Source organism: Leptospira mayottensis 200901116 (genome assembly GCF_000306675.2).
Taxonomy (GTDB): Bacteria; Spirochaetota; Leptospiria; order Leptospirales; family Leptospiraceae; genus Leptospira; species Leptospira mayottensis.
The window spans coordinates 3,789,348-3,815,263 of the sequence record NZ_CP024871.1 but is presented as its reverse complement, the minus strand read 5'-3'; the positions used below and the strand labels follow the sequence as shown (position 1 = coordinate 3,815,263).

23 protein-coding genes, 1 tRNA gene and 1 pseudogene are annotated in these 25,916 nt (G+C 36.8%); 12 read left to right on the top strand and 13 right to left on the bottom strand.

The annotated features are described in order from the left end of the window. Nucleotides 1-360: 360 nt before the first annotated feature. Both LEP1GSC190_RS17525 and LEP1GSC190_RS17520 read right to left on the bottom strand, forming a co-directional pair. Nucleotides 361-1,299, bottom strand: a complete 939-nt coding sequence (locus LEP1GSC190_RS17525) for a hypothetical protein (RefSeq protein WP_002746661.1) — start codon at nucleotides 1,297-1,299, stop codon at nucleotides 361-363. Nucleotides 1,300-1,305: 6 nt separating this feature from the next. Beyond that, nucleotides 1,306-2,229, bottom strand: coding sequence for a branched-chain amino acid transaminase (locus tag LEP1GSC190_RS17520; protein WP_002746656.1), 924 nt, complete (start codon nucleotides 2,227-2,229; stop codon nucleotides 1,306-1,308). A gap of 141 nt (nucleotides 2,230-2,370) precedes the next feature. On the opposite strand from LEP1GSC190_RS17520, the gene mnmG reads away from it, so the two are divergent. Next, the gene (mnmG, locus tag LEP1GSC190_RS17515; RefSeq protein WP_002746618.1) at nucleotides 2,371-4,278 is read left to right on the top strand and encodes a tRNA uridine-5-carboxymethylaminomethyl(34) synthesis enzyme MnmG; all 1,908 of its coding nucleotides are present in this window, start codon (nucleotides 2,371-2,373) and stop codon (nucleotides 4,276-4,278) included. Between the two features lie 470 nt (nucleotides 4,279-4,748). On the opposite strand, the gene LEP1GSC190_RS17510 is transcribed toward mnmG, so the two are convergent. Further along, nucleotides 4,749-5,477, bottom strand: coding sequence for a hypothetical protein (locus tag LEP1GSC190_RS17510; protein WP_002746579.1), 729 nt, complete (start codon nucleotides 5,475-5,477; stop codon nucleotides 4,749-4,751). Nucleotides 5,478-5,632: 155 nt separating this feature from the next. Between LEP1GSC190_RS17510 and LEP1GSC190_RS17505 the strand changes: the two genes are divergently transcribed. The 5 genes from LEP1GSC190_RS17505 to LEP1GSC190_RS17475 all read left to right on the top strand — a co-directional run bounded on the left by LEP1GSC190_RS17505 (nucleotide 5,633) and on the right by LEP1GSC190_RS17475 (nucleotide 10,994). Further along, the gene (locus tag LEP1GSC190_RS17505) at nucleotides 5,633-7,087 is read left to right on the top strand and encodes a M20/M25/M40 family metallo-hydrolase (protein ID WP_002746633.1); all 1,455 of its coding nucleotides are present in this window, start codon (nucleotides 5,633-5,635) and stop codon (nucleotides 7,085-7,087) included. A 904-nt stretch (nucleotides 7,088-7,991) separates the two neighbouring features. After that, nucleotides 7,992-8,756, top strand: a complete 765-nt coding sequence (locus LEP1GSC190_RS17495) for an RsmG family class I SAM-dependent methyltransferase (protein WP_036036403.1) — start codon at nucleotides 7,992-7,994, stop codon at nucleotides 8,754-8,756. Beyond that, nucleotides 8,734-9,495 (top strand): ParA family protein, encoded by a 762-nt coding sequence (locus tag LEP1GSC190_RS17490; protein WP_002746539.1) that lies wholly within the window; start codon nucleotides 8,734-8,736, stop codon nucleotides 9,493-9,495. Before LEP1GSC190_RS17495 ends, LEP1GSC190_RS17490 begins: the two co-directional genes overlap by 23 nt. 2 nt (nucleotides 9,496-9,497) lie before the next feature. Beyond that, a complete protein-coding gene (locus LEP1GSC190_RS17485) occupies nucleotides 9,498-10,370 on the top strand; it encodes a ParB/RepB/Spo0J family partition protein (RefSeq protein WP_002746545.1) in 873 nt (290 codons plus the stop codon). Between the two features lie 222 nt (nucleotides 10,371-10,592). Further along, complete coding sequence (locus tag LEP1GSC190_RS17475; RefSeq protein ID WP_126160288.1) at nucleotides 10,593-10,994, top strand: transposase; 402 nt, start codon at nucleotides 10,593-10,595, stop codon at nucleotides 10,992-10,994. 587 nt (nucleotides 10,995-11,581) lie between these two features. On the opposite strand, the gene LEP1GSC190_RS17465 is transcribed toward LEP1GSC190_RS17475, so the two are convergent. Genes LEP1GSC190_RS17465 through LEP1GSC190_RS17455 form a run of 3 tightly spaced genes read right to left on the bottom strand, consistent with a single transcriptional unit; the run spans nucleotide 11,582 to nucleotide 13,461 of the window. After that, complete coding sequence (locus tag LEP1GSC190_RS17465) at nucleotides 11,582-12,097, bottom strand: YaaR family protein (protein WP_002749169.1); 516 nt, start codon at nucleotides 12,095-12,097, stop codon at nucleotides 11,582-11,584. Then, entirely contained in the window at nucleotides 12,094-12,441 is a 348-nt protein-coding gene (locus tag LEP1GSC190_RS17460) for a bactofilin family protein (RefSeq protein ID WP_002749109.1), read from the bottom strand. Before LEP1GSC190_RS17460 ends, LEP1GSC190_RS17465 begins: the two co-directional genes overlap by 4 nt. Beyond that, on the bottom strand, nucleotides 12,442-13,461 hold the full coding sequence (locus tag LEP1GSC190_RS17455; protein ID WP_002749131.1) for a M23 family metallopeptidase: 1,020 nt from the start codon (nucleotides 13,459-13,461) through the stop codon (nucleotides 12,442-12,444). It abuts the gene before it with no gap. 120 nt (nucleotides 13,462-13,581) lie between these two features. Here LEP1GSC190_RS17455 and LEP1GSC190_RS17450 point away from each other — a divergent pair, with 120 nt between their 5' ends. The 5 genes from LEP1GSC190_RS17450 (at nucleotide 13,582) to LEP1GSC190_RS17430 (ending at nucleotide 20,147) form a co-directional block, all read left to right on the top strand. After that, nucleotides 13,582-14,391 (top strand): TatD family hydrolase, encoded by an 810-nt coding sequence (locus LEP1GSC190_RS17450; protein ID WP_002749130.1) that lies wholly within the window; start codon nucleotides 13,582-13,584, stop codon nucleotides 14,389-14,391. Further along, nucleotides 14,384-15,637, top strand: coding sequence for a serine--tRNA ligase (serS, locus tag LEP1GSC190_RS17445; RefSeq protein WP_002749125.1), 1,254 nt, complete (start codon nucleotides 14,384-14,386; stop codon nucleotides 15,635-15,637). Before LEP1GSC190_RS17450 ends, serS begins: the two co-directional genes overlap by 8 nt. A 425-nt stretch (nucleotides 15,638-16,062) precedes the next feature. Continuing rightward, on the top strand, nucleotides 16,063-17,664 hold the full coding sequence (locus tag LEP1GSC190_RS17440; protein ID WP_036048558.1) for an OmpA family protein: 1,602 nt from the start codon (nucleotides 16,063-16,065) through the stop codon (nucleotides 17,662-17,664). Nucleotides 17,665-17,726: 62 nt separating this feature from the next. Beyond that, the gene (locus LEP1GSC190_RS17435) at nucleotides 17,727-18,569 is read left to right on the top strand and encodes a substrate-binding periplasmic protein (protein ID WP_036036416.1); all 843 of its coding nucleotides are present in this window, start codon (nucleotides 17,727-17,729) and stop codon (nucleotides 18,567-18,569) included. A 3-nt stretch (nucleotides 18,570-18,572) separates the two neighbouring features. Continuing rightward, on the top strand, nucleotides 18,573-20,147 hold the full coding sequence (locus tag LEP1GSC190_RS17430) for a hypothetical protein (protein ID WP_002749150.1): 1,575 nt from the start codon (nucleotides 18,573-18,575) through the stop codon (nucleotides 20,145-20,147). A 2-nt stretch (nucleotides 20,148-20,149) separates the two neighbouring features. Here the strand turns inward: LEP1GSC190_RS17430 and recR are convergent, their stop codons facing one another. From recR to LEP1GSC190_RS17405, 5 genes are all read right to left on the bottom strand, one after another. Next, a complete protein-coding gene (gene recR / locus LEP1GSC190_RS17425; RefSeq protein ID WP_216824102.1) occupies nucleotides 20,150-20,719 on the bottom strand; it encodes a recombination mediator RecR in 570 nt (189 codons plus the stop codon). Nucleotides 20,720-20,735: 16 nt separating this feature from the next. Further along, nucleotides 20,736-21,083: a YbaB/EbfC family nucleoid-associated protein gene (locus LEP1GSC190_RS17420; protein ID WP_002749170.1), complete on the bottom strand. Its 348-nt coding sequence runs from the start codon at nucleotides 21,081-21,083 to the stop codon at nucleotides 20,736-20,738. 4 nt (nucleotides 21,084-21,087) lie between these two features. Further along, nucleotides 21,088-22,551 carry a DNA polymerase III subunit gamma/tau gene (gene dnaX, locus LEP1GSC190_RS17415; RefSeq protein WP_002749116.1) on the bottom strand — a complete coding sequence of 488 codons (1,464 nt, stop codon included), beginning with the start codon at nucleotides 22,549-22,551 and terminating at the stop codon, nucleotides 21,088-21,090. A gap of 10 nt (nucleotides 22,552-22,561) precedes the next feature. Next, nucleotides 22,562-22,645, bottom strand: a tRNA-Ser gene (locus tag LEP1GSC190_RS17410). Nucleotides 22,646-22,680: 35 nt separating this feature from the next. Then, nucleotides 22,681-23,148 carry a nucleoside deaminase gene (locus tag LEP1GSC190_RS17405; RefSeq protein ID WP_002749177.1) on the bottom strand — a complete coding sequence of 156 codons (468 nt, stop codon included), beginning with the start codon at nucleotides 23,146-23,148 and terminating at the stop codon, nucleotides 22,681-22,683. An 818-nt stretch (nucleotides 23,149-23,966) separates the two neighbouring features. Here LEP1GSC190_RS17405 and LEP1GSC190_RS17400 point away from each other — a divergent pair. Then, nucleotides 23,967-24,242 (top strand): annotated as a pseudogene (locus LEP1GSC190_RS17400) (LIC11966 family surface protein); the annotation flags it as partial. 272 nt (nucleotides 24,243-24,514) lie between these two features. On the opposite strand, the gene LEP1GSC190_RS17395 reads toward LEP1GSC190_RS17400, so the two are convergent. Both LEP1GSC190_RS17395 and LEP1GSC190_RS17390 read right to left on the bottom strand, forming a co-directional pair. After that, nucleotides 24,515-24,733: a transcriptional coactivator p15/PC4 family protein gene (locus tag LEP1GSC190_RS17395; RefSeq protein WP_002749163.1), complete on the bottom strand. Its 219-nt coding sequence runs from the start codon at nucleotides 24,731-24,733 to the stop codon at nucleotides 24,515-24,517. A gap of 244 nt (nucleotides 24,734-24,977) precedes the next feature. Beyond that, the gene (locus tag LEP1GSC190_RS17390) at nucleotides 24,978-25,910 is read right to left on the bottom strand and encodes a ferredoxin reductase domain-containing protein (protein ID WP_002749154.1); all 933 of its coding nucleotides are present in this window, start codon (nucleotides 25,908-25,910) and stop codon (nucleotides 24,978-24,980) included. Between the last annotated feature and the right edge of the window lie 6 nt (nucleotides 25,911-25,916).

Below are 25,916 nucleotides of genomic sequence, written 5' to 3'. Positions count from 1 at the left end.
AATTTTATTCCAAACTGGACTCAACACATCCTCCAAAAATAAAAAAAGCTAAAATTCCTCTCAAAGAGATGATTCGTAAGGATTCAAGTTGAGAATATTTTCCAATTTGATTGAATAAAACGATTTTCCACTTCAATTCAAAATTCTAGAAGCCCTATGAATGAAAATACAGTGTTTTTTGATAAAGCCTTGTACTCAAATGAAAATTCCAAAATCGAAATTCTCATTTAAAAAAAGAAGATACTTATGTTTTGAATAATTAATTATGTCGCAAATATGAAAACAAAATCATTCCAATATTTCTGTTAACGTGTATTACGTATTTTTAGGGAATGATATATTCAATTTTTAGAATATAATTTAAAGAGAAAGTTGAAAAAATAGTCTTGAAAGTGCAATTGTGTCGATACCGATGATTCTTTTATGAAGTTCTGCCTTAAATTGAAAGATTGCTTCGATCTTTGAAAGATTATTTTCATAATCGTTTCTCGTATACTCATAAACTAGTATAAGACTTACCAACTCCAAGAATTCCTTGTAGGAGAAATTTTCTTTCCACTCCGGATGTTCGTTTTTGTAAGAAGAAATCCACGATTCTAGTTTTAAAAGATCGAGTTTAGTTTCTAATTTATCCTTAATTTTTTCCTGAACCAGATCAATCACTTCTTTCGGACATTCGGAAGATGAAAGGCTTCCTCCTTGAAATGGAAATGTGGAAAGCCCTAAGTTCGTATTGATTTTTTTTAAATCATTTTGGTTTAAATATTGGAATGGAACACAAATTGCCCGACTTATGATTGTCTCTTTAAGCGTATCTATGTTATTTACAATGAAAATGAATTTTGAAAACGACGGAGCTTCTTCCAAGGATTTTAGCAGAGCTGTTTCCGCTTCGTTTCCGATTAAGGACGCGTCCGGAAAAACGATAAAACGGAACTTTGAAAGATGAGGGCGATAGTTTAAGCGGGAACGAATCAACCAACGAATTGTAAATTCTTCTGGATTATCTTCACTTCCAATCGCTATAATTTTTCCACGATCTTCCGGGAAACGTATATAATCCGGATGAGAATTTCGCATGAAAGCTTTGCAAGAAACGCAAATCTCGCATGAGGTTCCTTCAAAACATAATATATTTTTAATAAACCGTTCCGAAGCTGATTCTTTTCCGGTTCCATCTGGACCGTGAAAGATCAAAAGCGGCGGGATGGTCTCCGGTTTCGACGTGTATCTTTTTAAGAAAGTCAATGCGACTTCTTGTCCTAAAATATCGTCAAGTTGAAACGCGGAGCGAAACATTCTTTCTCAATAAACCGGGGTCAGCCAGTGTCTGTATTTTTCTTCTTTGTTGATTACGAGATTGAAGAAGAGGCTTTGAATCTTTTTCGTAATCGGTCCCATCTCTGAGTTCCCGACTTTTCTGTGATCGATTTCAGAAACCCATGCGATTTGAACTCCAGTTCCCGAAAAGAAAACCTCGTCCGCAATGTAAAGTTCACTTCTGGAAATGTCCCTTTCGATCACTTCGATTCCATTATCTTTTGCGATCTGAAGAACGCTTCTTCTTGTGATTCCTTCGAGCAGGGAAGAGTTGATTCCCGGTGTGATGATCTTACCGTCACGGACCAAGAAAATATTTTCCGCGGAGCCTTCACTTACAAACCCTCTCGAATCCAAAAAGATCGCTTCATCAAATCCGTTTTGAACCGCTTCCGATTTTGCAAGTGCCGAGTTTACATATCCCCCAGAAACTTTCGACAAGGTTGGAATTACGGCGTCATCGAATCTTCTCCAACTGGATACCATTGTTTTTAATCCGCGCTTCGTATCCAAGTAGTCGTTCAACTGAAGAATATAAATTGCGAGTTCGGTCGGGACGTCGTGAAAGCGTGGTGAAAGTTGTAGCGCCGACGTATAAACAAAAGGACGAAGATAAATGTTCTCTTTATAACTGCACTGACGAATCAAGTCGATGGTTATGTCTCTCAATTCTTCTTTTGTTTTGTCGAGCTTCAACTGCATGATACGAGTCGAGTTAATCAGCCTTTGATAATGGTCTAAGATCCGAAAGAGATAGATGTTATCTGTATCCTTGTCGTAATAACCACGGAGCCCGCCGAAGACAGTGGTTCCGTATTGAAGCGCGTGAGTTTGAATACTGATTTTTGCTTCTGATTCAGGAAGGATTTTTCCTTCGAAATAGGATAGTTTCTTGATGGATTCTGCCATAGAACAGGAACCTGATAAGTGATATAATTCCATGAATCAATGTATCGGGTCTGTTGTCGATTCATCTTACAATCAAAGACCAATACTTGCGAAACATCCCATTCTAAAATTAGTAATTTATTTTCAGGAAGTTGAATCTCGATGATCGAATCCAAGAACCAATCTTTTTTCCCGAATCGTTTTGATTGCGTCGTTGTCGGTGCAGGTCATGCGGGTTCGGAAGCAGCTTACATCGCTTCGAAAGGAGGAGCGAAAACTCTTCTTATCACGATGAACTTGGATACGATCGGTCAGATGTCTTGCAACCCTGCGATCGGCGGTATTGCCAAAGGACATATGGTGAGAGAAGTCGATGCACTCGGTGGCATCATGGGCAAGGTGATCGATAACACAGGAATTCAATTTAAGATGCTCAACACTTCTAAAGGTCCGAGCGTTTGGGCGCCGCGCGCTCAAGCGGAAAAGAAAGAATATCAACTCAAAGTAAAACATACTCTCGAAGCGGAAAAGAATCTTTCGATGCGTCAAGACACGGTCGAAGAACTTCTGATCGAAAACAATCAAGTGATCGGAGTAAAGACCGGCCGAGGTTTTGAAATTTATACGAACCACGTAATCTTAACCACCGGAACATTCTTATCTTCTCTCGTTCACATCGGAACCTATCAAAATGAAAACGGAAGAATGTGCGAGCCGACGGTGAAAGGTCTTTCTAAGTCTTTGGCGAAATACAACTTGAAGTTGGGAAGATTGAAGACCGGAACTCCGCCTCGCATTCATAAGAACTCGATCGACTTAAGTGTGCTTGCAATTCAAGACGGCGATCCCAATCCATCTCCCTTTTCTTTTTCAACGGAGAAGATTACTCGCATACAGATTCCATGTTATATCACATACACGAACGCCGAGACTCACAAACTTATTCATGAAAATCTAAGTTTGTCTCCGATGTATTCGGGACAAATTCAAAGTACCGGACCTCGTTATTGTCCTTCGATCGAAGACAAGGTGGTTCGATTTGCGGATCGCGAACGCCATCAAGTTTTTCTTGAACCCGAAGGTTATGAAACAACCGAGATCTATCTCAACGGAGTTTCCACAAGTCTTCCCGAAGAAGTTCAATGGAAGTTGGTGCGTTCTCTCAAAGGTCTGGAGAATGCGGAGATCGTTCGTCCGGGTTACGCGATCGAATATGATTACGTAGATCCAACCGAGTTGAAGCCCACACTGGAAACCAAAAAGATCAAAGGTCTTTATCACGCGGGACAAATCAACGGCACCACAGGCTATGAAGAAGCGGCCGCCCAAGGTTTAGTTGCTGCTTACAGTGTCCTACATTCTCTGAAGAATTTAGATCCTCTCTTGTTCAAGAGAAGTGAATCGTATATCGGTGTGTTGATCGACGACTTGGTTCACAAAGGCGTTGAAGATCCGTATAGAATGTTTACTTCCCGCGCGGAACACAGACTTCTTCTTAGACAAGACAACGCCGATCAAAGATTGATGAAATACGGATACGATCTTGGTCTTGTTGATCAGGAAAGTTATGATCGGATGAAGGATCGTTACGAAAGAGTAAACTCGGTTCGTGAAAAAATTTATCAGATTCCGCTGAAACCTTCGGAGGAATTTCAGAATCTTTTAGATCAAAAAGGGATCACGAATTACAAGTTCGGGATGAAGTTGGATTCTTTTTTGAAACGTCCTGAAATCAAAATCTCGGATGTTGAGTTTATGATTCCCGAAGTAAGTTCTTGGTCGGAGTCGGAGAAAAATATTCTCGAGATGGAAATTAAATACGAAGGTTACATCAAACGAGAACTCGAAACGATTCAATGGAAGAATAAATATTTGGATCTTGCGATTCCGGAAGATATCAACTACGAATCGATCGCCGGACTCAAAAAAGAGGCGATTCAAAAATTGAAAACTCATAAACCGATGACTTTGGAAAAGGCCGGTCAGATTTCCGGTGTGGATCCGAGCGACGTCGACTTGCTGTTGTATCACATCAAAGGAAAAAGAAAACAAGAGGCGGAAGCATCTTGATCTTTGTTTGTTTTTTACGACGGGAGTTGTAAGAACTACTACTTCGATTGGAGATTTTTCCTAAAAGTCCCGGTCGGAATTCCGACGAAGATTCCAATTTCCCTTTTGCGTTTCACATGAAACGTTTTTCAAAAGCGAATAAATTATCCCAGAGATGTCTATGGGAACTCCTTCGTTTTCTGAAGGAGTTCCAATGATATTTCTATCGAGGTTTTAGGAAAAGTTCTTAATTTTTTCGTTAAAAACTAAAACTAACCAGTTCTAAAACTTTAAATGTAAAAGTTTATGTAAAGAAAGTCATGATCTGAAATGTGATTTTTTACTCGTTGATCGAAGAACTTTGAGATAAACATAGAAAGTGAATTTTATCTTATCGGGGATGTTTCTAAAATTTGTGAATAGAAAAAAAGTCTTAGAAGATCGAATCAAAGAAGAGGCCGCACTCAAAAATTAAAGCGGCTCTCGGGGGATTACTTATAAATTAACTCGTGGGTCTTTTGAAGTTCCCATTTATTGTTTTGTTTCACGTGAAACGTAAAACTTTGGAGTCGGTTATTGGAGCCGTAGCTCAGTTGATTTTTTCTTTCCTGCTCGCCTTGAATGTTGGTGCGAGTGAGTAAATTCCCTTTTTCGTCGTATTCAAATTTAGTCGAAGCGATCTGTTTTTTTTCTTCGTTATAAATGTTTTGGATCAACATTCTTGGATTCTTTGTATCTTGAACCAAGGTGAACTTTTCCATCTCTTTCGAGTCTGACCAATTGGTTTGCCCTGATTTTACGAAGTCTTTGTTCCAAGAAGTGATATTGGATTTTAAAAGGAGTTTATTTTCACGATCAAAAACTTCTACGAGGTCAATCTGGCCTTTCGGGTTATAGCGAAATGTTTTGGTTTCCAGAAGAACATTCTCTTTATCGAAGAGTTCTTCACGAACAACCTTGCCGTCTCTGTATCGAAATACGGTTGAACCGTCCGCTTTACCATCCGCATCCAAGTAGGTCTCTTTAATCAACTTTCCGGAAGTGTCATATTCATACGTCGCGGTATAAACAACTTGGCCCTTTGTGTTCTTTACGATTTCTTTTACCGGGCCATTGATATTGTTTCCAAAGATGTATTTATCGATATGAGACCACTTGCCAGGAGTTATTGCGAAGAGTATTCCAGGAAAGAACAAAAGAAAAAATGAAATTCGGATCATATTATAACCTCTACCCTACAATCATCGGAAACCGATTCAAAAGATTAACTGGAAAATCGAAAATGAGGATTGAAAAAGCATTTGATTTTTCAGTGTAAATGCCTTGAAAGGAAATCGAAGCACATTATTTTCTTCCGCACCTAGGAGAATTACAAATGAGTTGGAAGAAGATTGCATTTGGCTTTTTAGGAGCCGTCGTTTTGTTTTTGATTTATACGATCTTTATTACGGAAAAAGGAATCCAATCTTTAAAGCCTAAATCGAAATTCGAAGAGCGGAACTATGAGAAACTTGCGGAAGACGCTTCGAAGGATTTACAAGCTTATCTAAGGATCAAAACGGTTCGCGGAAATGAAAAGCAAGCTGTAATGTTTTTGAAAGGTTTATTTGATAAGCGAGGAATCAAAACTACGATCTTTGAAGTTCCGAGCAAACCGGAGCGAGCCAGCATTATGGCTGAGATCAAAGGAATTGATTCCGAAGGCGGTTTGATTCTTACAAGCCATGTCGATGTTGTCGAGGCGGATCCAAACGAGTGGGTGGAGCATCCATTTTCAGGGGTGAGAAAAGGAGATCGTATTTATGGTCGAGGTGCGATAGACGTTAAAGGTCTTGGCATCATGGAGTTGTATGCTTTTTTCTTAATCCATGATTCGGGGATAAAGCTCAAAAAAAATCTTATGTATCTCGCGGTCTCCGATGAAGAAAGTCGTTCCGAGTTTGGGATGAGATTTTTAATCGCAAAACATAGAGACATCTTCAATGGATATGAGTTCGTTCACAACGAAGGTGGTGTCGGGACCAAAGATATAGTCGTAAAAGGAAGTAAAATCTTTAATGTTCAACATGCGGAAAAAGGCGCGATCTGGTTGGACTTGGAATCGGAAGATATCTCTGGTCACGGCAGTACTCCGCCGATTCAATACGCTGCTTTAAATCTCATCGACTTTCTTACCGATCTAAAGAAGATGAACGAAGTCGTAATCATAAAAGATGAAACGGCTTCCTTTTTTTATCAGATGGGAGAAGTGAGTCCTTTTCCAAATTCATTCGTTTTAAAAAGATCCCGAAACCCATTGTTAGCTATGATTTTAAACGGAGTGATTCGCTCGAATAAACATTTAAGAGCGATGACGAGTAACTCGGTTAGCATCACTGGAATTGATACTCATCGCACAGGTATTAACGTGATTACATCAAAAGTGGATGGAACGGTTGATATTAGAATTCTCCCCGGTTTCAACAAAAACGAAATCTTTGAAAAAGTAAAAAAGCTCGGAGAAAAATATAATGTCAGAGTTGTTGCAAGACATCTTGAAGCGGGAACGATTTCACCAGTGGATTCAAAATATTTTAAGATTCTATCGAGTGTTGTTCAACAAGTTGTTCCGGGAGCGATAGTTACTCCTTTTTTATCCCCCGGAACGACGGATTCCTCCTATTTGAGAATGATTGGTTTCAAATGTTATGGTTTGATTCCTGCGTTGATGAGTTCGGAAGAGATTGATGGAATTCATGGTAAGAACGAAAGTATTACAGTCGAGCACTTGAAAACCGGGATAGAAATTCTTCACAAAACAATTATCGAATTTAATAACGTTTCTGATTGAATTTTAAAAGTTCAAGCTGAAAGCGAAAATTTTTACTGTAGGTATTTTATTTAAAAGTATCCACAGTAAAAATAAAATTATACAGTTTGAAAAACAAAGAAAATCGTTTTTAAAAAATTATTTTTTGGAACACGTTCTTTAAAGCGTCGCTTAAAAAAATTTTAGAAAACCCTCGGTCGGCTTTTAGTTTATAGCCAGGATATTATACGAAATTCAAAATTAAGATGCAATTTTAAATTCAAAAGTGATAACTTGTTTTCGTTTCGATTTCTCATAATTCTAAAAACTGGAATTGAATTGTAAAAGTTTAATTTATTTCCTTGATTTTTACTAAGAACTTGTCTTAAAAATCTTAAAAAAATCAGTTACAATCATTCAATAAGTTCGTAATAAAATATAGAAGTTCTTACAAATTAAGTTCTTTTGGTAGTTAACAAGTTTTCGAGCATATTTTATAATTGTTCAGTTCTCGTCTAGGTTCTTATATTCCGGGGTTTTGGAACAGGTTCTGGTTTGATTTTATTGGATTTATATTATTTGTGAAAATTTTTTTTATAAATTTATAAAGTACGGGAGTTTTCATTTTATGAACTTACTTTTCAAAAATATTTTTCTAGTTTGATGTAAGTTTAGTTAAGAGGATCAAAATATTTCTAGAAGTTATCTCAAAACGTTCTATTTGCTTTTAAAAAACCCTGTACAATGATAGAAACCATTTTTGAAACAACTCTTGGAATTTTAATTTCTTCCTAAAAAACAAAACCGATTTGCTCAAAAATAGAAACCCCGAGTTTAAAAAAAATTTTCTGAATCGAAAAATAAATCCGAAATTGTACTTTTTAAATTTCCAATTCTTGAAAAGAATCTGTGACGACAAGACGGATAAAAATTCTATTTTAGCATCATGCAAGATCCCAAAAAATTCTCAATTGAATCAATAACGGAAAGATTGGGAGAAAGATTTCCGAAGGAAGTGGACGAAATTATTTATTTCTTTGATTGGGATTTGGTTTGTAAGTTTACGTTATTCTTAAGAGAAAAAAATGAAGCTGGCGGATTCTTTTCCAAAAGGGATTCGGAAGAAATTTTAGATCGTCACGTTTTGGAATCCATTTATCATGTTTATCATATCGCGAAAAAAATCGGATTTCAAAAGGAAATGCAATTAGGAGATGCAGGAACCGGGCCGGGGATTCCAGGATTTTTCTTTCGTTGCCTTAAAGAACATCCGGTTGTTGTTTTAATCGATTCACAAAAAAGAAAACTTTCTCATACAGAAGGTTTTGTTCGTTCAAATCGAATTACTGACTTAAAGTTTCAATTTATCCGTACAGAAGAATCCAAATTGTCTTTAAATTATGTCGTATCACGAGGTTTTATTCCATATCCTTACAGTGTGGAAGCAGTTTCTAATCTTATAAAAGTCGGAGGAACTTATGTCCCATTTTTAGGAAAACATGATATTGATACAAAATTAGAAGAGAAAGTACTTTCTTATTCTGGTTTTCGTTTGGAATCTTCCGAAGATTTATCTTCTCTTGAATTTTTAGGCATGCGACATATTAAATTCTTGAAAAAGATTTCTAGTCCAAGGCATGGTTATCCAAGAGCTTGGAAGGATATCAGTAAGGAGAGTAAGAGCGGTAATGGGAAAGATCGTATCGATTAGTAATCAAAAGGGCGGTGTCGGTAAAACGACAACTTCTATCAATCTTGCGGCCAATCTTGCTTCAATCGGAAAAAAGGTTTTGATCATTGATATGGATCCTCAGGGAAATTCTGGGTCTGGTCTTGGGATTGAAATCAATACTCTTGGAAAAACTTCTTATGAATTACTTTTAGGAGAATCTTCCACGAACGAATGTATTCAAAGAACAAATGTTTCCAATCTTCATATTATTCCTTCTAATATCAATTTGAGCGGTGCGGAGGCGGATCTTCTTGCGGAAGATCAAAGAGAATATAGATTAAAAAATGCGGTCTCTGAACTTCGTGCTGAATACGATTATATTTTAATCGATTGCCCCCCTTCATTGGGAATTTTAACGATCAATGCACTCTGTGCTGCTGACAGCGTGATGATTACTCTTCAAACTGAATATTTCGCTTTGGAGGGTTTGACTCAGTTAATGAAAATCATTTCTCTCGTTCAAAATCAATTAAATCCTTCTTTGGAATTGGAAGGCGTTCTTTTGACTATGTTTGATAAGAGAACCAATCTTGCAAATCAAGTTGCCGAAGACGTTAAATCTTATTTTAAAGATAAAGTTTATACTACGATCATTCCTAGAAATGTTAAGCTAAGCGAAGCCCCTTCTTTCGGGCAGACGATTATGAGTTACGATCCAGAAGGAGTAGGAGCTCAGAGTTACAGAAGTCTTGCTTTGGAAGTTGCAGGGAAGAATTAAAAATGGCAATCAAACCCAAAGCCCTCGGAAGAGGTCTTGGAAATTTAATTCCGGTTAACGAAAATAAAGCCCCAATGAACTCTTCTGCAGAAGGGGCACTTCGAGAAATACGGATCGGTGAAATTCGTCCGAATCCAAGTCAGCCTAGAAAAACTTTTTCGGAAGAATCCCTGAAGGAACTTTCGGAAACGATCAAAGCTCACGGTGTGATCCAGCCGATTGTAGTAAAACAGTTAGATGTCGGTTACGAAATTATTTCGGGCGAACGTCGTTATAGGGCCTGTAAACTTGCAGGTTTTGTCAAAATTCCGGCTATCGTTAAAAATGTTTCCGAAAATCAATCCATGGAGATGGCGATTATTGAGAACATTCAAAGAGAAGATTTAAATCCGATTGAAGAAGCGATCGCTTACAAAACTCTTTCCGAAAAATTGAATTTAAAGATCACCGATATTTCCGCGCGCGTTGGTAAAAATCGCTCTACGATCTCGAATTTAATTCGTCTTCTTCAGCTGCCTGATTCCGTTCAAGACTTAATCAAGAATGGAAGAATTTCCGAAGGTCATGCAAGACCTCTTTTGTCTTTGGCTGATAAAAAGAAAATTGAACAACTTGCCTATCAAATTGCTGAAAAAGGACTGACAGCAAGACAAGTGGAAGATTTGGTTTCTAATCTCACGGAAGAAAAATCTGTTCCGGAAAAAAAGAAGTCAAGAAAAGACGTCAACATCGTTGAATTGGAAAACAAGTTTAGAAAAAAGTATTCTATGAAAATCGAAATTGGTCATAATCAAAGTTCCGGCAAAGGTAAAATGACGATCACTTATCCCAATCTCGAAGCGATGGAAAAGATTTTGAACGCTTTGGGTTTGTAAGAATATTATATAATAGATATCCCGCATATCAAACATGCCATCGAAGATTTCAAGAATGGCGCAAAAATGGAAGCCTGGATAAAATTTTAGAAGCGCTTCTTCATGATTTAGAAATAAGAGGCAAGATGGATTTAAGCACGTGTTTCATTGACGGGACTTTTGCTCCTGGAAAAAAAGGGCCCACGTATTGGCAAAACTAAACGGGGAAAGGGTACAAAAGTCATGGTTATCGTCGACAAAAATGGTATTCCTATCTCCGCCGGGATTGAAAGTGCTTCGCCGCATGAAAGCAAGCTCTCAGAAGGCCCAATCATCCGCAAAAAAGTCAAAAGCAAAATCAAAGATTTAGTCGGAGATCTTGCTTACGATTCTGATCCTTTAGATGAATATCTTAAAAAGAAATATAAAGTAAATTTGATCGCTCCACACAAATCAAATCGAAAAAAGAAAAAGACACAGGATGGACGTAAGCTGCGGAAATATCGCGGAAGATGGAAAATTGAACGAACTTTTTCTTGGCTACAGAACTTCAGAAGATTTGCAACTCGATACGAACGAAACGATCAAAACTTTTATGGAATTCTGATACTCGCATGTATCATGGTCGTTATTAGGAGTTTTTGAGATAACCTCTAAAAATAATGTGAAACCCAATACCAGGGTTTCCTGAATAAATTTTTTTTATTTCATCGTTTGAAGAATAAAATTTTAAATCCATCTATATCCTCATGAGTTAGAGTAAGAAAGTAATCTAGTATTCAAGTGATTTTGATAACCCGTTGACGTTGAAAAATAAAAAAATAAGATCAGCCAATAATTCAGAGAACACACGTAACTGCGGAGTGGCTTTTATGCCTCTTTATTTCATCTCTTTTAGGAATTATACCTTTAATCGTTTTATATTCGATATTCAGGAAAATGAGGGATAAAAAAGTCTTTTCAATCTTCAATTATACATTTGAAATATCACTATTAATTATAATGCCTATTGTAATGTATCTTGGTTTGATAGAGATATATGATCGTCAGATGATTTTAGGAATGCTCTCTGCGCCATTTCTCGGTCTTATTTTAACCATATTGTTTATCGTATATTTTGAATTCGTTGAGCGATCGGTGAAAGTTAAATTTTCCATTTTTTTGATACTTGCTTGGATTTGTACCGGTTTAACTTGGCTTTTATTCCCGGGAAAAATGTTATAGGTTTTTGACTATTCCTGAATATCCAACAAAAGCCCCCGGATATCCGTCAGTGATTTTAGAAGTTTAAAAGCAGAGTTTCCCTCGTTCATAATGAGTTCGGCGAGAATTTGAATTTTTTCATCGATGATCTTCACGACGTGATAGATCTTCTTGGCTTCTCCTTTCATCCTTCTAGAAAGAGTTTCCACTCTCATATTCTGATCGATCACGGCTTTTGTAATGGCTTGAATATGTTTTTGATATGCTTCTAAATTTTCAATGGAAGGCAGATCCAAAAATCTTTTTTCAATGTCGGGAAGTTCCTTCCAAAGAGCGTTTAAATCTTTTGTCGTTTCGGATCCGGAAGGAACGATTTCTTCTAAAATATCTAAAAAAGAGGATGAGGTCGCCGGTTCAATTGCTTCGGTTTGATTTGAAAAATTACTTCCATTCAAGGAAGAGATTTCATTCTTCTTGCCTTTGGAAGTTTGTCTGGTCTCTGTTTCTTTTCTAGGTGGTTGATAAGGAGGTATAAGTACTTTCAATGTGCAACTGGGTTGATTTTACAATTGCCTTCGAATTGTACCCCTTCTTCCATTACGATTCTAGGAGATACGATATCTCCTTTCATTCTACAAGAAGCAAGTAGAGTAACTCGTTCGCTCGCGTAAATATTCCCATTGATTTCACCGCCAGCGACGACAATTCGGGCTTTGATATCGGTATCGACGATTCCAGATTTACCGATTAGGACTTTTCCTTCGGTTTTTATGGAACCGCGAAAAATTCCATCGATTCTCAAGAGCCCGGTGAGTTTAAAATCTCCGCTGAATTCGGCGCCTTCGCCAATGATACTATTTACGATTAAGTGTTCTTCTGTTGTTGCCATTCAGTCCTGAATTTGATTGAGGAAAGCAAACGGATTAATTGCTCTTGTCCCAACGTGGATTTCGTAATGAAGCATATAGTTCGGAGAAGCTTCTGTTTTTCCGACAAAACCGATAACTTCGGTCTTGGAAACCTGTTGGCCTTGTTTCACTTTCAAACGATCCATGTTCGAATAAATCGTCTTCCATCCGTATTTATGAGAAACTTTTACAAAATGACCTGTGTTTTTTGTATAACCGATTTCATATATGGTTCCGGGCGCGGTCGCGAGAACTTCCGAACCAGCAAAAGATCCGATATCAACTCCATTGTTATATTCTCTTCTTCCGGAAATTGGATTAAAATAGGAACCGTAAGGATAAAGAACATAACCTTTTACGGGCCAAATAGAGGGAGTTTGTTTGAGAATATTTTTTCTCTTTTTAAGTATCGAAATAATATCTTGTGTAAGTTCGTTGCTGATTTTTAAATTGTGAACATCTTCTTTCAGTCTAAAAACAGCTGCACCTTCCGGAAGATCATCGGTCTGAAAATTTATAGGTTTCGGTTCTATAATAGAAGGAGGTTGCGTGGAAAGTTGTTCCGCTCCGCCGATTCCTTTGGAAACTTTTGCGGGATCACCGCCTAATCTTATATAGAGTCTAGCTAATCTTCCGTAATAATATTCTACGTACTCGTGAAGAGAATTGATCTCTTCTTTCATTTTGGCCGATTGACGAATAAAGTCCTTATTGGAAAGATTAAGTTCTGTAAGTTGATGAACGGAACCACTATGACTTAATACATTGATCGAACTAATAATAAGAAGAATAAAAACAGTCCCGATAAAAATTGAAATCGCTCTATAAGAAATGTGAAAATTGATGGTCTTTTGTTCGGAATGAGGAATTACCATCACGGTAAGTCTTTCTTTTCCTTTTCTGTTGAGCTCAGAAAGTTTTAAATCCAATTTGAGCTTGTATTCTTGATACTTATAACGAAGTCTATAATAGATGAGTGCGAAAGTTGCTTTAATATCCACGGTTTATGTCCCGAAACTTGGTCTTTAGCCGAATACTTTTACTTGTCTGAAGAGATCTTAAAAAATCTCTTTTCAGTCAATCGAATTCACAAAAAGTGACTCACTAAAACCGGATTTCTAATGGTTTCTATCGTCGATACACATTGCCATCTTGATATTATACAATCCGAAGGTTTGAAAATTGCAGATTCTTTAAGGAATGCGGCCGAATCGGGCGTAAAAAAAATCATCCAAATCGGTATTGATCTCGAAAGTTCTTTAAGGGCTCGATCCATTGCAAACGAATATTCGAATGATTTTTTAGAGATTCGATATTCGATCGGTTGTCATCCTACGGAAACTCACGAATTCCCGAATAAAGATGAAATTCTAGAATTCATCTATAAAAATTTAGATGATCCTAAGCTCTCCGCAATCGGAGAAATAGGGTTAGATTATTATCACACCGCAGATACTAAAAAACAACAGGAAGAAATTCTGGAATCGTTTTTAGAATGTTCCTTTAAAACTGGATTGCCGGTTGTCATTCACTCACGCGATGCGAAAGAAGATACTGTTTCTATTTTAAGAAATTTTCGTGATCGAGCTTTCGGTGTGATTCATTGTTTTACTTATGATTATCCGACGGCCAAAGCGTTGATTGATATCGGTTATTATATTTCTTTTTCTGGAATTGTCGCTTTTAAGAACGCAACGGAAATTCAAGAGGCGGCTCAAAAACTTCCCCTTGAATGTATATTGATTGAAACGGATGCTCCATTTTTGGCTCCTCCCCCTTTTCGAGGAAAAAGGAACGAACCTTCTTATATGAGATTTATTTTAGATAAGATGTTTTCGCTCAGACAAGAATCCAACATCGAAGTGGAAAATAAACTTTTTGAGAATAGTATAAAATTTATGAATCGTAAGGCGTACCATCACAATGCTTGATTTGCGTTATATCACTGAAAACACAGAAGACTTGAAAAAAGTTTTAGAACTCAGAGGATTTAAAGAAGTCGGAATTATAGATGAACTGAAGTTGATCATTCAAAGAAAACGTGAGCTTCAAAGGGAAGCGGACGTTCTTAGGGAAGAGAGAAACAAAGTTAGCAAAGAAGTGGGAAGGATCAAACAATCCGGCGGGGACATTACCGAAATATCTGCATCCGTAAAACTTGTAGGAGAAAAAATCAAGGAAATAGAAACCAAGCTTGAACAGGAAGAAAACGCTCTCATCAATATTAATTTAGGACTTCCTAATATTCTTGATCCTAAGGTTCCCGATGGAAAATCCGAACACGACAACGTGGTTCAATACGAAGTTGGAAAAATTCCTTCCTTTTCTTTTCTTCCAAAGCCTCATTTCGAAATCGGTGAGACTCTGAATTGGATTAATTTTGAAAAAGGAGTAAAACTTTCCGGAGCAAGAGCTTATACATACTGGAAAGATGGAGCGAAATTAGAAAGAGCTTTGATGAATTTTATGTTGGATATTCATACGAAAGAACACGGTTATACCGAAGTTTGGGTTCCTTCTATGGTGAACGACGAATCGATGACGGCGACGGGGCAATATCCTAAATTTAAAGATGAATTTTATAGAATCGAAAAAGACGAACTTAACTTGATTCCAACTGCGGAAGTTCCTCTTACGAATTTATATCGGGACGAGATCATTCCGGAGGATCAACTACCGATTTCCGTAACAGCGCATACTTCCTGCTTTAGAAGAGAGGCCGGATCTTATGGAAAAGATACTCGCGGACTTGTTCGGGTGCATCAGTTCCAAAAGGTGGAGCTTGTAAAGTTTTGTAAGCCTGAAGATTCGGAGGAAGAACATAAAAAAATGCTTTCTCATGCGGAAAATATTCTCAAAAAGTTGGAACTTCCATATCGAGTTATCATTCTTTGTTCGGGAGATATTTCCGCAAACTCTTCGATTACCTATGATATCGAGGTTTGGATGCCGGGTTTGAATCGATATATGGAAATTTCGTCCGTATCGAATTTCAGGGACTTTCAAGCGAGAAGAGGAAAAATTCGTTATAAATCCAAAGATGGAAAAAATCAGCTTGTACATACTATCAATGGTTCAGGACTTGCTTTGGGAAGAACCTATGCAGCAATTTTGGAAAATTTCCAGGATGCGAACGGAACAGTTCATATTCCGGAAGTATTAAAATCCTATTTTTAGATCGATTTGTCATTTTTCAAGTATATTAGTATAATTGAATATATTGTATTCATTTTGAACTTATTTTAATGTTAATTTCATAAAGTTTATCTGCAATAAAACAACGATATTGGATTTGTAGTTTTTTAGAAAAGTGGCATTTAATAGCTTAATAGTATCGAGTTTTTAATCCGAAAATATTAAGAATCTGCCCCAAAACTTCAGATTGTTCTACAGGAGTTTAATAACAGTAAAGTCTGTTAAAAAGCTCGTAAACTACCAAAGGGACGTAATCTCTGGAACTCCTGTATTTTATTACGAACTTACTGAATGATTGTACTGGTTTCTCTTCAGGTTTTGAGACAGACTCTAAATTAATTTTTTCATTTTTCTGATTTTTGAACTCAGGTTTTTATCAAAAAAACGGATAATAAACATAGGTTGTTATGTATTCTTTTTTTCTAACTTCTAATGACATGTTTAAAAATTTGCGTTTCTTATATCAAAAATATGGAGTTAAAAAATTTAACTCCATATTCATTTGTGTTGATCTTCGTTCCTTTTTTTGGATAGCTGTTAAACTCTTTTCAGGTTTTCGCATTATAAAGGAATTATTGTGTCTTCCCGCCTTTCATAGATCTGAATTTACTTATCGAAAAAGATGGAATGTTGATATCTTTGACAAAATACCGGAGTATGACAAAAATTTACCGTCTTGTTTCGTAATAAAACTCGCTAAGAATGTTACACCGAGTTCGAAAAAAAATATTGTCAAATTATTTTCGAGTCAATTTATTCTTTTATTAATATATGCAACTTTTTTAATTTTATTGCCGATATTTTCCGTTGGCTCTCAGGAGTTGAATGAAACTAAGAGCTCTAAAAATCAAAAACCAGAAAAATTAAAAGGTTCTATCAATACAAATTTAAATGAGTTTGGAATCAGCCTTACGGACAGCGGAAATATCCTCTATTTTTATTCTAAAAGGGAAAATTCGATTTATACCGATCTTTATAAATCGATCCGTATCGGAGATAAATGGCAACAAGGAGAGGAAGTTGGAAATCTCAATTCGAACTATGATGATCAAAGTCCTTTTATTTTAAACCAAGAAGAAGGAATTATTTTTTCATCCAATCGGGATGGATCAATTGAGTTTCAACTTTCTAATGGAAAGATTGGAGTTTCTAGAGATTTGTATTTTTCTAAAAAAGTAAATTCTTCTTGGATCAAGCCTGTGGCTCTTCCTAGAACAGTAAACACGGAAGAGATCGAAGAAAATCCGTTTTTATTTAACAATCAATTGTATTTTACTCGCTATCCATTTGGACAAGTTTCCGAAGCGGATATCTTCGTTTCGGTTTATAAAAACAAAATTTGGGAAAAGGCGACGAGTCTCCCTGATCCGATCAATACGGTTTATTCAGAAATTGCGGCGACGATTAGCAAAGACGGTAAGACGATTTATTTTTCTTCTAACCGACCTGGAGGTTTTGGCGGTTATGATTTGTACAAGTCCACTTTGCTTGCAAATGGAGATTTTTCAGAACCAATCAATCTTGGACCCGATATTAATACGACTGGTGATGAGGCTTTTTATTTGGAAGCTGGTGATGGATTGACTTTTTATTTCTGTAGAAAAAGTGGACATGATTACGATGTTTATTCCATTGTTTCTAATCCATTTCAAGAATTAGAAAAAGGTAAATCGATTTCTTTGGACAGTATTCATTTTGCTTTGGGATCTTATGAAATCCTCGAAAGTTCTTTTTCAATTTTAGAAAATTTGAATTCTTATTTGAAAGAAAATCCAGACGTGAAAATTAAAATCATAGGACATACGGATCTCAATGGGGATTACCAAGATAATATAATTCTTAGCCATAATCGTGCAAATTCAGTAAAGGATTATCTAGTTAAAAAGGGAATCGATTCGGGTAGAATCGTGACTGATGGAAAGGGAAGTTCGGAACCGATCGTTCCTCAAAAAAATCCGAAAACAGATTATAAAAATAGAAGAACCGAATTTCAGATTGTGAATCCTTAGAAATTATTTTTTTCGTTTAAAATGCTCTGGAAAAAAATAAGGATTAATCTACCATTTGTTTCATGTTCGTGATAAGAATTCTATGTTTGTTTTTGGTTTTTCCGGCGGCACTATTTTCTCAGTCGGAATATGCTGGTTCCAGATTAGAAAGAATTCTTTCTAAGAAAGAACTCGTTGTCGGTGTAAATAAACACTACGAACCCTTTTATATCGAAAACCCGAAAGATGGATATCCAGGTATCGATGCAGAATTGGCTAAACTCTATGCGGATTATCTTGGAGTATCCTTAAAGCTCGTACCCCTTAAAACTTTCAGACAGTTTGCGGAAGATATTCGTGTTGGAAAAATAGATCTTGCATTTGCTGGAATATCCACCGACTTAAATCGAGGTAAACAAGTCACTTTTTCTGATCCTTATCTTGTTACGACTCCTGCAGGACTTGTCAGCAAAAAAATTCTTCCGCCGGAACCGGAAGGAAATATAGTTATTTCCAGGAGATTTATGAGCCTTTCAGATCTTGCAAATTTGAGTGGTCTTGTGAGTTTTTCGGTAAGATCCAATACCACAAATCACATTTATCTTCAAAAGAAATTCTCTAAATTGCCGATTTATAGTTATCTTTCGGATTCGATCGCGATCGATAATCTTATCAGTAACAATGTTACTTGTTTTGTAGCGGACAGTTTTTTTATTCTTACTTTACTTCAAAAAAATCCTTCTTTGAAGGCAAATTATCTTCCTCTTTTGGGCACAGTTCAGGAGGAAAATATCAGCGCCGCTCTTCCATTGAATGATTTGATTTTTGCGGATAATTTAAATTTCTTCATCAAGGAATTGAAGCGAACTGGTCTTTTAGAAGAATTGAAAAACCGATACTTTAATCAAAATAGCTGGGTAAAGTGATTCGTGTTCAATAACCTTTTAAAAAAGGCTTATGGCTTCTATTGTCTTGCGATGATTTTATTTCCATCTTTGGTTTTTTCCCAAGAAGTTGAAGAGAAAACTAAACTCGATTTTCAAGGAAATTATAGGGTGCGTGGATTCAATCTTGCAAGAGATATATACACGTCTCGCCAAACTTCCGCAACTCCTTACGATAAAGACGCATTTAAAACCGAACAACAACAACGAAATCAGAATATAGCCGAAACTGAAATTACGGAAAAATTGAAAGGTAATCCCAGCACCTTGTCTCCCCAAAAAGAAGACATTTCATATTTTGATACGAGAATGACGATTAACATGAACTTTAGTACTTCGAAATATTTCGAAGCGCTTTGGGGCGTTCAAGTTGGCGATATTACTTTTGGCGGAAAAGGTTTCGGTCAAAATTCTACAACCGGTCCGGGTCAAGGTGGAGAAGCGAATTCTACTTCTCCGGTAAATATACAGACTACATTTTTATATTTGAATTTTAAACTTCCGGAGGATGCTTTTAGTTTGAGAGTTGGTCAGCAACTCTTTTTTTCCCCGAGAGGGAGAGTGATCTTTGCTTCGGGTACCGGAATTACGATTAACAAAGACTTTCGGTTGTGGAATACTACAATTGAATCTGGTTGGTTTGTAGCGCGACAAAACGCTCAGCTCGACTTAGATAAAAACTCTTACGCAGATAAGAATTATGTCGGAACAAATATTTATTTTTACAAAGTCAAAACGAGTTTCTTCAACAATGTAAAACACGAACTCTATTCTTACTTCTTAGACGATACGATTAAATCTATAGAAAAGACAACTAACGCGAGAGGAACGGTAATCGCTTTGGATAGTGAATTCGGTCAATTGTTTTGGCACGGTTTTATGAACGAGATCAATCTATCAAACTTTGGATTTGTAGTTCATGGAATTTATAATCACGGAACCGTTCATGTTTTGGAACCGTATCGGGATAATGCCGGAAATGTTTTATATAATCAATTTAGTAAGCATAATATATCTGGTGGAATGGCGGATCTTCAGTTTTCCTACCGTTATAGCGAAAATCTAACCTTTAACTTAATAGGAGTTGGCACTACGGGACGCCCCGGATTTGATAAAGATGGGACAAAAGCGAATCTTCGAGGTGGAGGTTATAAAACTTTGATGCCCGGTTACTCCATATCGAACATTGGGCACGACTTTACGGGAGGTTATGCGCTTTTTTCCGGAAAAGATTCGAGTGGTTTGTACGAATACGGAGTTAATGGAGACTTTGTCGTTTACGGTCCCTTGCTCCTGACGTTAGGATATTATCGATTGTATGGAACAAAGTCGCCTTATGTCGAAAATAATCGTTACTTCAATTTTGATAACGGATACAGAACAAACACTTTCTTTGGACACGAAGTTAATATCAACTTAAGATGGAATGCATTTCGAGATATGCAAATTTTGATGAGATCCGGTTATTTTGTAGCGGGAGATGGATTGAAGGCTTATTTGGATACGACTTACGGAAAAATTCTTAGGGAATTTTTTGTAACTGCAGAGCATAGATTCTAAAATTAAAGTTGAAGACGGGAACGAATGGCTCTTCCTAAAGTGTATTGGTCTGCAAGCTCAATCGAACCTCCGACCGTAATCCCGTAGGCGATTCGGGTTACGTTTACGGAAAGAGGCTTTAACTGATTTGCTAAATAATCTGCAGTTGCATCTCCTTCAAGAGTTGGGTTCGTGGCGACTAAAACTTCTTTTACTTGTTCCGGTTCGATTCTTTCCAAAAGTTCTTTGATTCTAAGATCTCTCGGCCCGATTCCCTCCAAAGGGGAAATTACTCCATTTAACACGTGATATTTGCCGTGAAATTCTCTTGTGTTCTCAATAAAAAAAATATCCTCCGGTTGTTCCACAACACAGAATGTGTGAGTATCTCTTTTTTCCGAAGTGCAGATGTCGCAAATTTCCGTTTCCGCATAAGAACCGCATCGTTTACAAAATTTAATTTTGTTTTTCGTATTCGTGAGTTGATGAATGAAATGATTGAAAAGACCCTGTTCAAGTCTTAAAAGATGAAAGCTGATTCTAAAAGCGCTCTTTCTTCCGATTCCCGGAAGCGAAGAAAGAACATCTACCATTTCTTCAAGAAGGTGATTAGCCAAAATTTCCGCCGAACATTTTGGAAATTTCGGAAAAGTCCAAACCCCCGGATACAGATTGAAACTCATAAGCAGTTGCTTCTTTCGCTTTTTTGAGGGCGTCGTTTGTCGCGGCCATAACAAGATCTTCTAACATTTTATTATCATCTGAATCGAAGAGTTGTTTATTGATGAACACGTTAATAATTTGTCCTTCCCCTGTAGCCGTAACGGTTACCATTCCCGCACCTGCGTCTCCTACTACTCGTATTAGGGCGATGCGCTTTTTTACATCTTCCATTTTTTCTCGGAAGGCCCCCATGTTGGAGAGAAGTTCTGATAGGTTTTTTATTTTACCAAGCATAATGTTAAGAATCCAATTTAGGGATTTTACTTTGATCTACTTCGGTCCCAAGAAATTTTTTCTTTATCTCGGTGCTCGTATCGAACTTTTGTGAATTCGGTTCGGAAGTTATGGTCGACTTTATTTCCAAAGAATCGTTTCCTAAAGAAGAGTCCTGTTGATTAGACTCGAAGTGGGATTCTAAAGAAACATCGGAAAATGGATTATCTTTTTTTTTAGAAGGTTCTGCTTGTGCCGCATCTCTAAGTATAGGGAGTGGTTTACTGTGTTCTATGTCGAGAGTGGAGTTTTTAGAACCTTGCATCATAAGAATCAAATGATTGATTCGATCGACCAAACCGGCCAAACTCGGATAAGTAAGTTCTTCCACGAGTTTTTTGATTTGAATTTCCGCGAATACCTTAATCTCAAAAGAATTTCTCAAGCGAATCGTTTTAATTCTTTCGTAAATTTCGAAAAGTTTTCCAGAAAGAAAATTCAATTTTGAAGAATCCACATTTTCAAAATCAGATTTCATTTTCGCCAGATCTTCTTTGGGGAAATTAACGGATTCGGGATCGGCAAGGGAATCGCGGATCAAGTTAAGAGTGTGAGTAAATTCTATGGAATCCCATAAAAATTTGTAGATATCCTGACCTTCTTGGTAGAGGGATTCAAGAATTTCCAAACTTTTTGAGTGATTGTCGGGATCGATAAGACTTTTGATAAACGAAGTTAGAAATTCAATTCCGTGATAACCGATCATCTTTCGGATTCCGGTTCCTAATAATTTGGAATCCGTAAATACGATTGCTTGTTCCATAAAGGAAAGCATATCTCTTACGGAACCGTCTCCTTTTTTCGCGACCCAGAAAAGTCCTTCTTGATCGTATTGAACATTTTCGATCTTACAAAGTTTTTCGGAATAATCTTGTAGAACAGACAAAGGAACTTTTTTAAAGATAAAATCCTGACATCTAGAAAGAATGGTCTCTGGAATTTTATGAAATTCGGTTGTGGCCAAAATAAAAACGATATGAGCCGGAGGCTCTTCCAAAGTTTTTAGAAGAGCATTGAAGGACTGATCCGTCAACATGTGGACTTCGTCTATTATATAAACCTTATATTTCCCGCCCATAGGAGCGAATTTAACATTATCTCTGAGTTCGCGAATATTTTCGATTCCCCGATTGCTCGCGGCATCGATTTCAAGAACGTCGCTTGAAATTCCTTTCGTGATTTCGGTACAAGAACTACATTTGTTGCAAGGTTCGTTATCGATCGGATTTTGGCAGTTTAATCGTTTTGCAAGAATTCTCGCGATTGTCGTTTTACCGACTCCTCTAGGACCGAAAAAAATATATGCGTGACCGATTTTTCCGGATTTAAGTGCGTTTTGAAGAGCGCCTATGGCAAGGTCTTGATGAATTACGTCCCGAAATATTTGCGGGCGGTATTTCCGAGAAAGGACTTCGTGAGTTCCTGCCATAATACGGAGTCGGAGAAGCCGGGATTCGAACCCGGGGTGCTTTTGGCACACATGCTTTCCAAGCATGCACAATAGACCACTCTGACACTTCTCCTGTAGCTTTCAGAAATTCCGTCTAGAGGTTGTATGTCAATTGAATTTCTTTCTTCTGATTTTGAAAAACGATTTGAATGCGTTTTTAGAAATTTCAGTAGGAATGCAAATCAGTTCGGGAAAAAAATTTCGTGAATAGATCGTCTCTATGCTGAGAGATGAAATTCCTTCTCCTTGTCGCGCAGGTAAAAGATAGATTACTTTCGGAATTCTTGAAAGAAGAATTGTGCCCGTGCACATGAGACAAGGCTCTAAAGAGGTAATGAGAATACAATCTGTGAGATAGCGAGTTTTTAATTTTTTTTTCGCATCGCGAATGCAAAGAATCTCACTGTGAAAGGAAGAATCTGAATTTTTTTCAACTTCGTTAAACGTTTCGTTAATTAATTTTTCTCTTTGATAGATTCTCGTAAAACTAGGGATTTCTTCTTTTTCTTTTAAAAGTAAATCTTTCATACTTTTTAAAAAGTCGGAGAGAATCCTATCGTTTAAAGATTCGTGCATAAAAAGAGCCTCTGTAAATCAAAAAGATAACAATCCTAAAATTAAATTGCTTCATAAAATCATCATTTTGTTACCAATCTCTAAATGAAAAATTCATTTTATAGAGGTTTCCTAATGTTAATTTTTCGATCCTTTGCTTCCGTCTTTTAAAACCCCGGACGTTCCAATTGACCTTAAATTTTCGACTCCAAGTAGAATACTTTTCTCTTGTTTGCATTATGAAGAATTACAACGTTTTCCAGAGTCTCGTGTGGATGTTTTTTGGGATTTTTAGATTAAGAACTGATTTTTTCATTCGTATTATCTTAAATGCTTCTAATCTGTCTTACGACTGATTCCGAATTCTTTGCAAAGATTTGAAAACAATAAACTTTCGTTTGTTTCTATGCGATTATGAATCCAATAAAATCAAAACCTCGACGAGAACTTAACAATTATAAAATATGCTCGAAAGCTCGTAAACTACCAAAGGGATTTAATTTGTGGAACTTCTATATTTTATTACGAACTTATTGAATCATTGTGACTGATTTCTTTTAAGGTTTTTAAGACAGGCTATAAATTTTTTCCTCAATCGCACGAAAATTTCTTCTACGAATCGGCTTTCCCTTGATGACCGGTCTGTTCCATTGCTTATCTGTAAGAAACCCAAAGCCGGTAATGACACTTAACGAATTAAGCTTATACAACTGGAAATCGAATGACAAACTATAATCTTTTTTATTGATAACAAGTGATTTCTATTTATAATTTTTAAAATCGATTCAAAGGTTCTTCATTAAAATAAAGTTGTAATTCTAAATTGGAACCCTGTGCGCATGAAAATACAAAAACTGACAATAGTTTTTATGATAATCGGTGGTATTCTTCTTTTGACTTACGGATGTAATTCTCAAGATCCGGTTTCGTATAACAATAAGATTATGGATATCTTGAACGACTCCACTCGCGACATGGACACGATGAACACCGCTATGGTAAAAGAAGATTATGCGGTCGCAGAAACTGTACGAAAATCTTGGGAAGAAAAACTCGTAAAAGCTTCCGAAAATCTAAAAAGTGTCGGTGATTTTAAAGGGGATTCCAACTTTAGGCTTTGTATCGGAGAAAGTGTCGCCGAAAAAAACCGGCGTTCGCTTTTTTAAAAGATTGGTAATACTGTCCTAAGGTGATGGTTTTGTTTTTCTTGTTAATATATTTTCATTTCACTTGCATAGACATATATACGATTGAATTTCAGTCTAATGACTCAAAGTGTCTGTTATCTTTTATTCGTTTTACTTTATTTGGAAAGTTAAAAGGCGCTACTGTTCCATGACAAGGTTGGATTGGATGAAAAAACTTATATCAAACATAAAAATGAATTTTAGCTTTTTACTTCATTTTCGGCTTCGATGACTGCTTTTTTGATTTCGTCGTAGAGTTCTGGTGGGATTGCAATCCCTTTCTGAGTCGGCTTTTTTTCTCCGTCTTTATCGGTATACCAAACTCGGAGATTGAGGTACTTAATCCCTTTATATTCTGAAACTTCCACTCGAATCACTTCGCCTCTGCCTTTATCTACGTCACGAATAATGATTCCCATATTTAATTCTCCTAGTAAAATTTATAGTTATCCCAACGCTTCTATACAATGGGACCCGAAATTGTAAAACTAAACTATCCTCTTGCTAAGTTCAGAACAATGTCTCCTATGGAGCTAATTCTTCTACCAATATAAATAGGGGATATGAATTTCATCGAATTGTTTTTTATAATATTCTTCGAGATTCTAAAATGAAAAAGCCGAAAGAAATCGAATTTTCTCGGCTTTTTTGAATTGAAAACAATCAGTATGTTTCGACGAATAACTGGTGAGCGCCTTCCAGGTGATGTTTAAACTCTTCGTAAGTTCCTGTGTTTCCGGCAATCTTTTGGATTTCTTCAATCACACCTTTTTCCATTCCTTTCGGTCCGCCGCAAATGTAGAAACGTCCGCCGCCGCTTAAAATCTTTTTTACTATTTCCGCTTGTTCGCGAACTCGGTGGGAGATATACATTCTTCCGCCGTCAAAAGGATTCTTTTCTTCTCTGGAAATTGCGGTAATAAGTTTAAAGCTTTTATGTTTGGATTCCAAAGCTCTAAGGTAATCCATCATTACAAGTTCATCGGAGTAAGGGGCTCCGTAAACGAGAGTGATATTTCCGGTGAATTTGATAAGTTTATGTTCTAAAAGTTCCTCACTCATTCCAATAAAAGGAGCGATTCCGGTTCCTGTTGCAAGAAACATAATATCTTTGTCGAAGTCTGTGCTAGGAAGAAGAAATTTCTTTCCAGAAGGTCCAGTCATTATGACTTCGTCGCCTGGTTTCAGATCACACATATAATTTGAACAAACACCTTTGAATTGAAGGTTCCCATTTTCATCGTATACGTTATCTCTTTTGATAATGAATTCGATATTGTCCTCTTTCATTCCAAAGGAATAACTTGGAGAGGCGATGGAATAAAGTCTTACGGTGTAACTCGCATCGGCTAAACCTTTCGCTTTCTTTTCAGGATCTTCGCCCGGAGGAATCACTCCACCACTTTGTCCGATTAAGTACGGATAAACGGAATGGTCGAGCGCTAAAGTTATCCTATGGACGAGCGCTTCTCCTTCTTTTTTGGGTCTTTTTCCGGTTCCGGTTTCTGGAGTTAATAGAACGTTACTGATTACTTTAGTTTTGTAGGGATTGGATTTTTTGAATAAGTTAATCTGGGGTTCTCTAATCGGTTTCATGAGCGG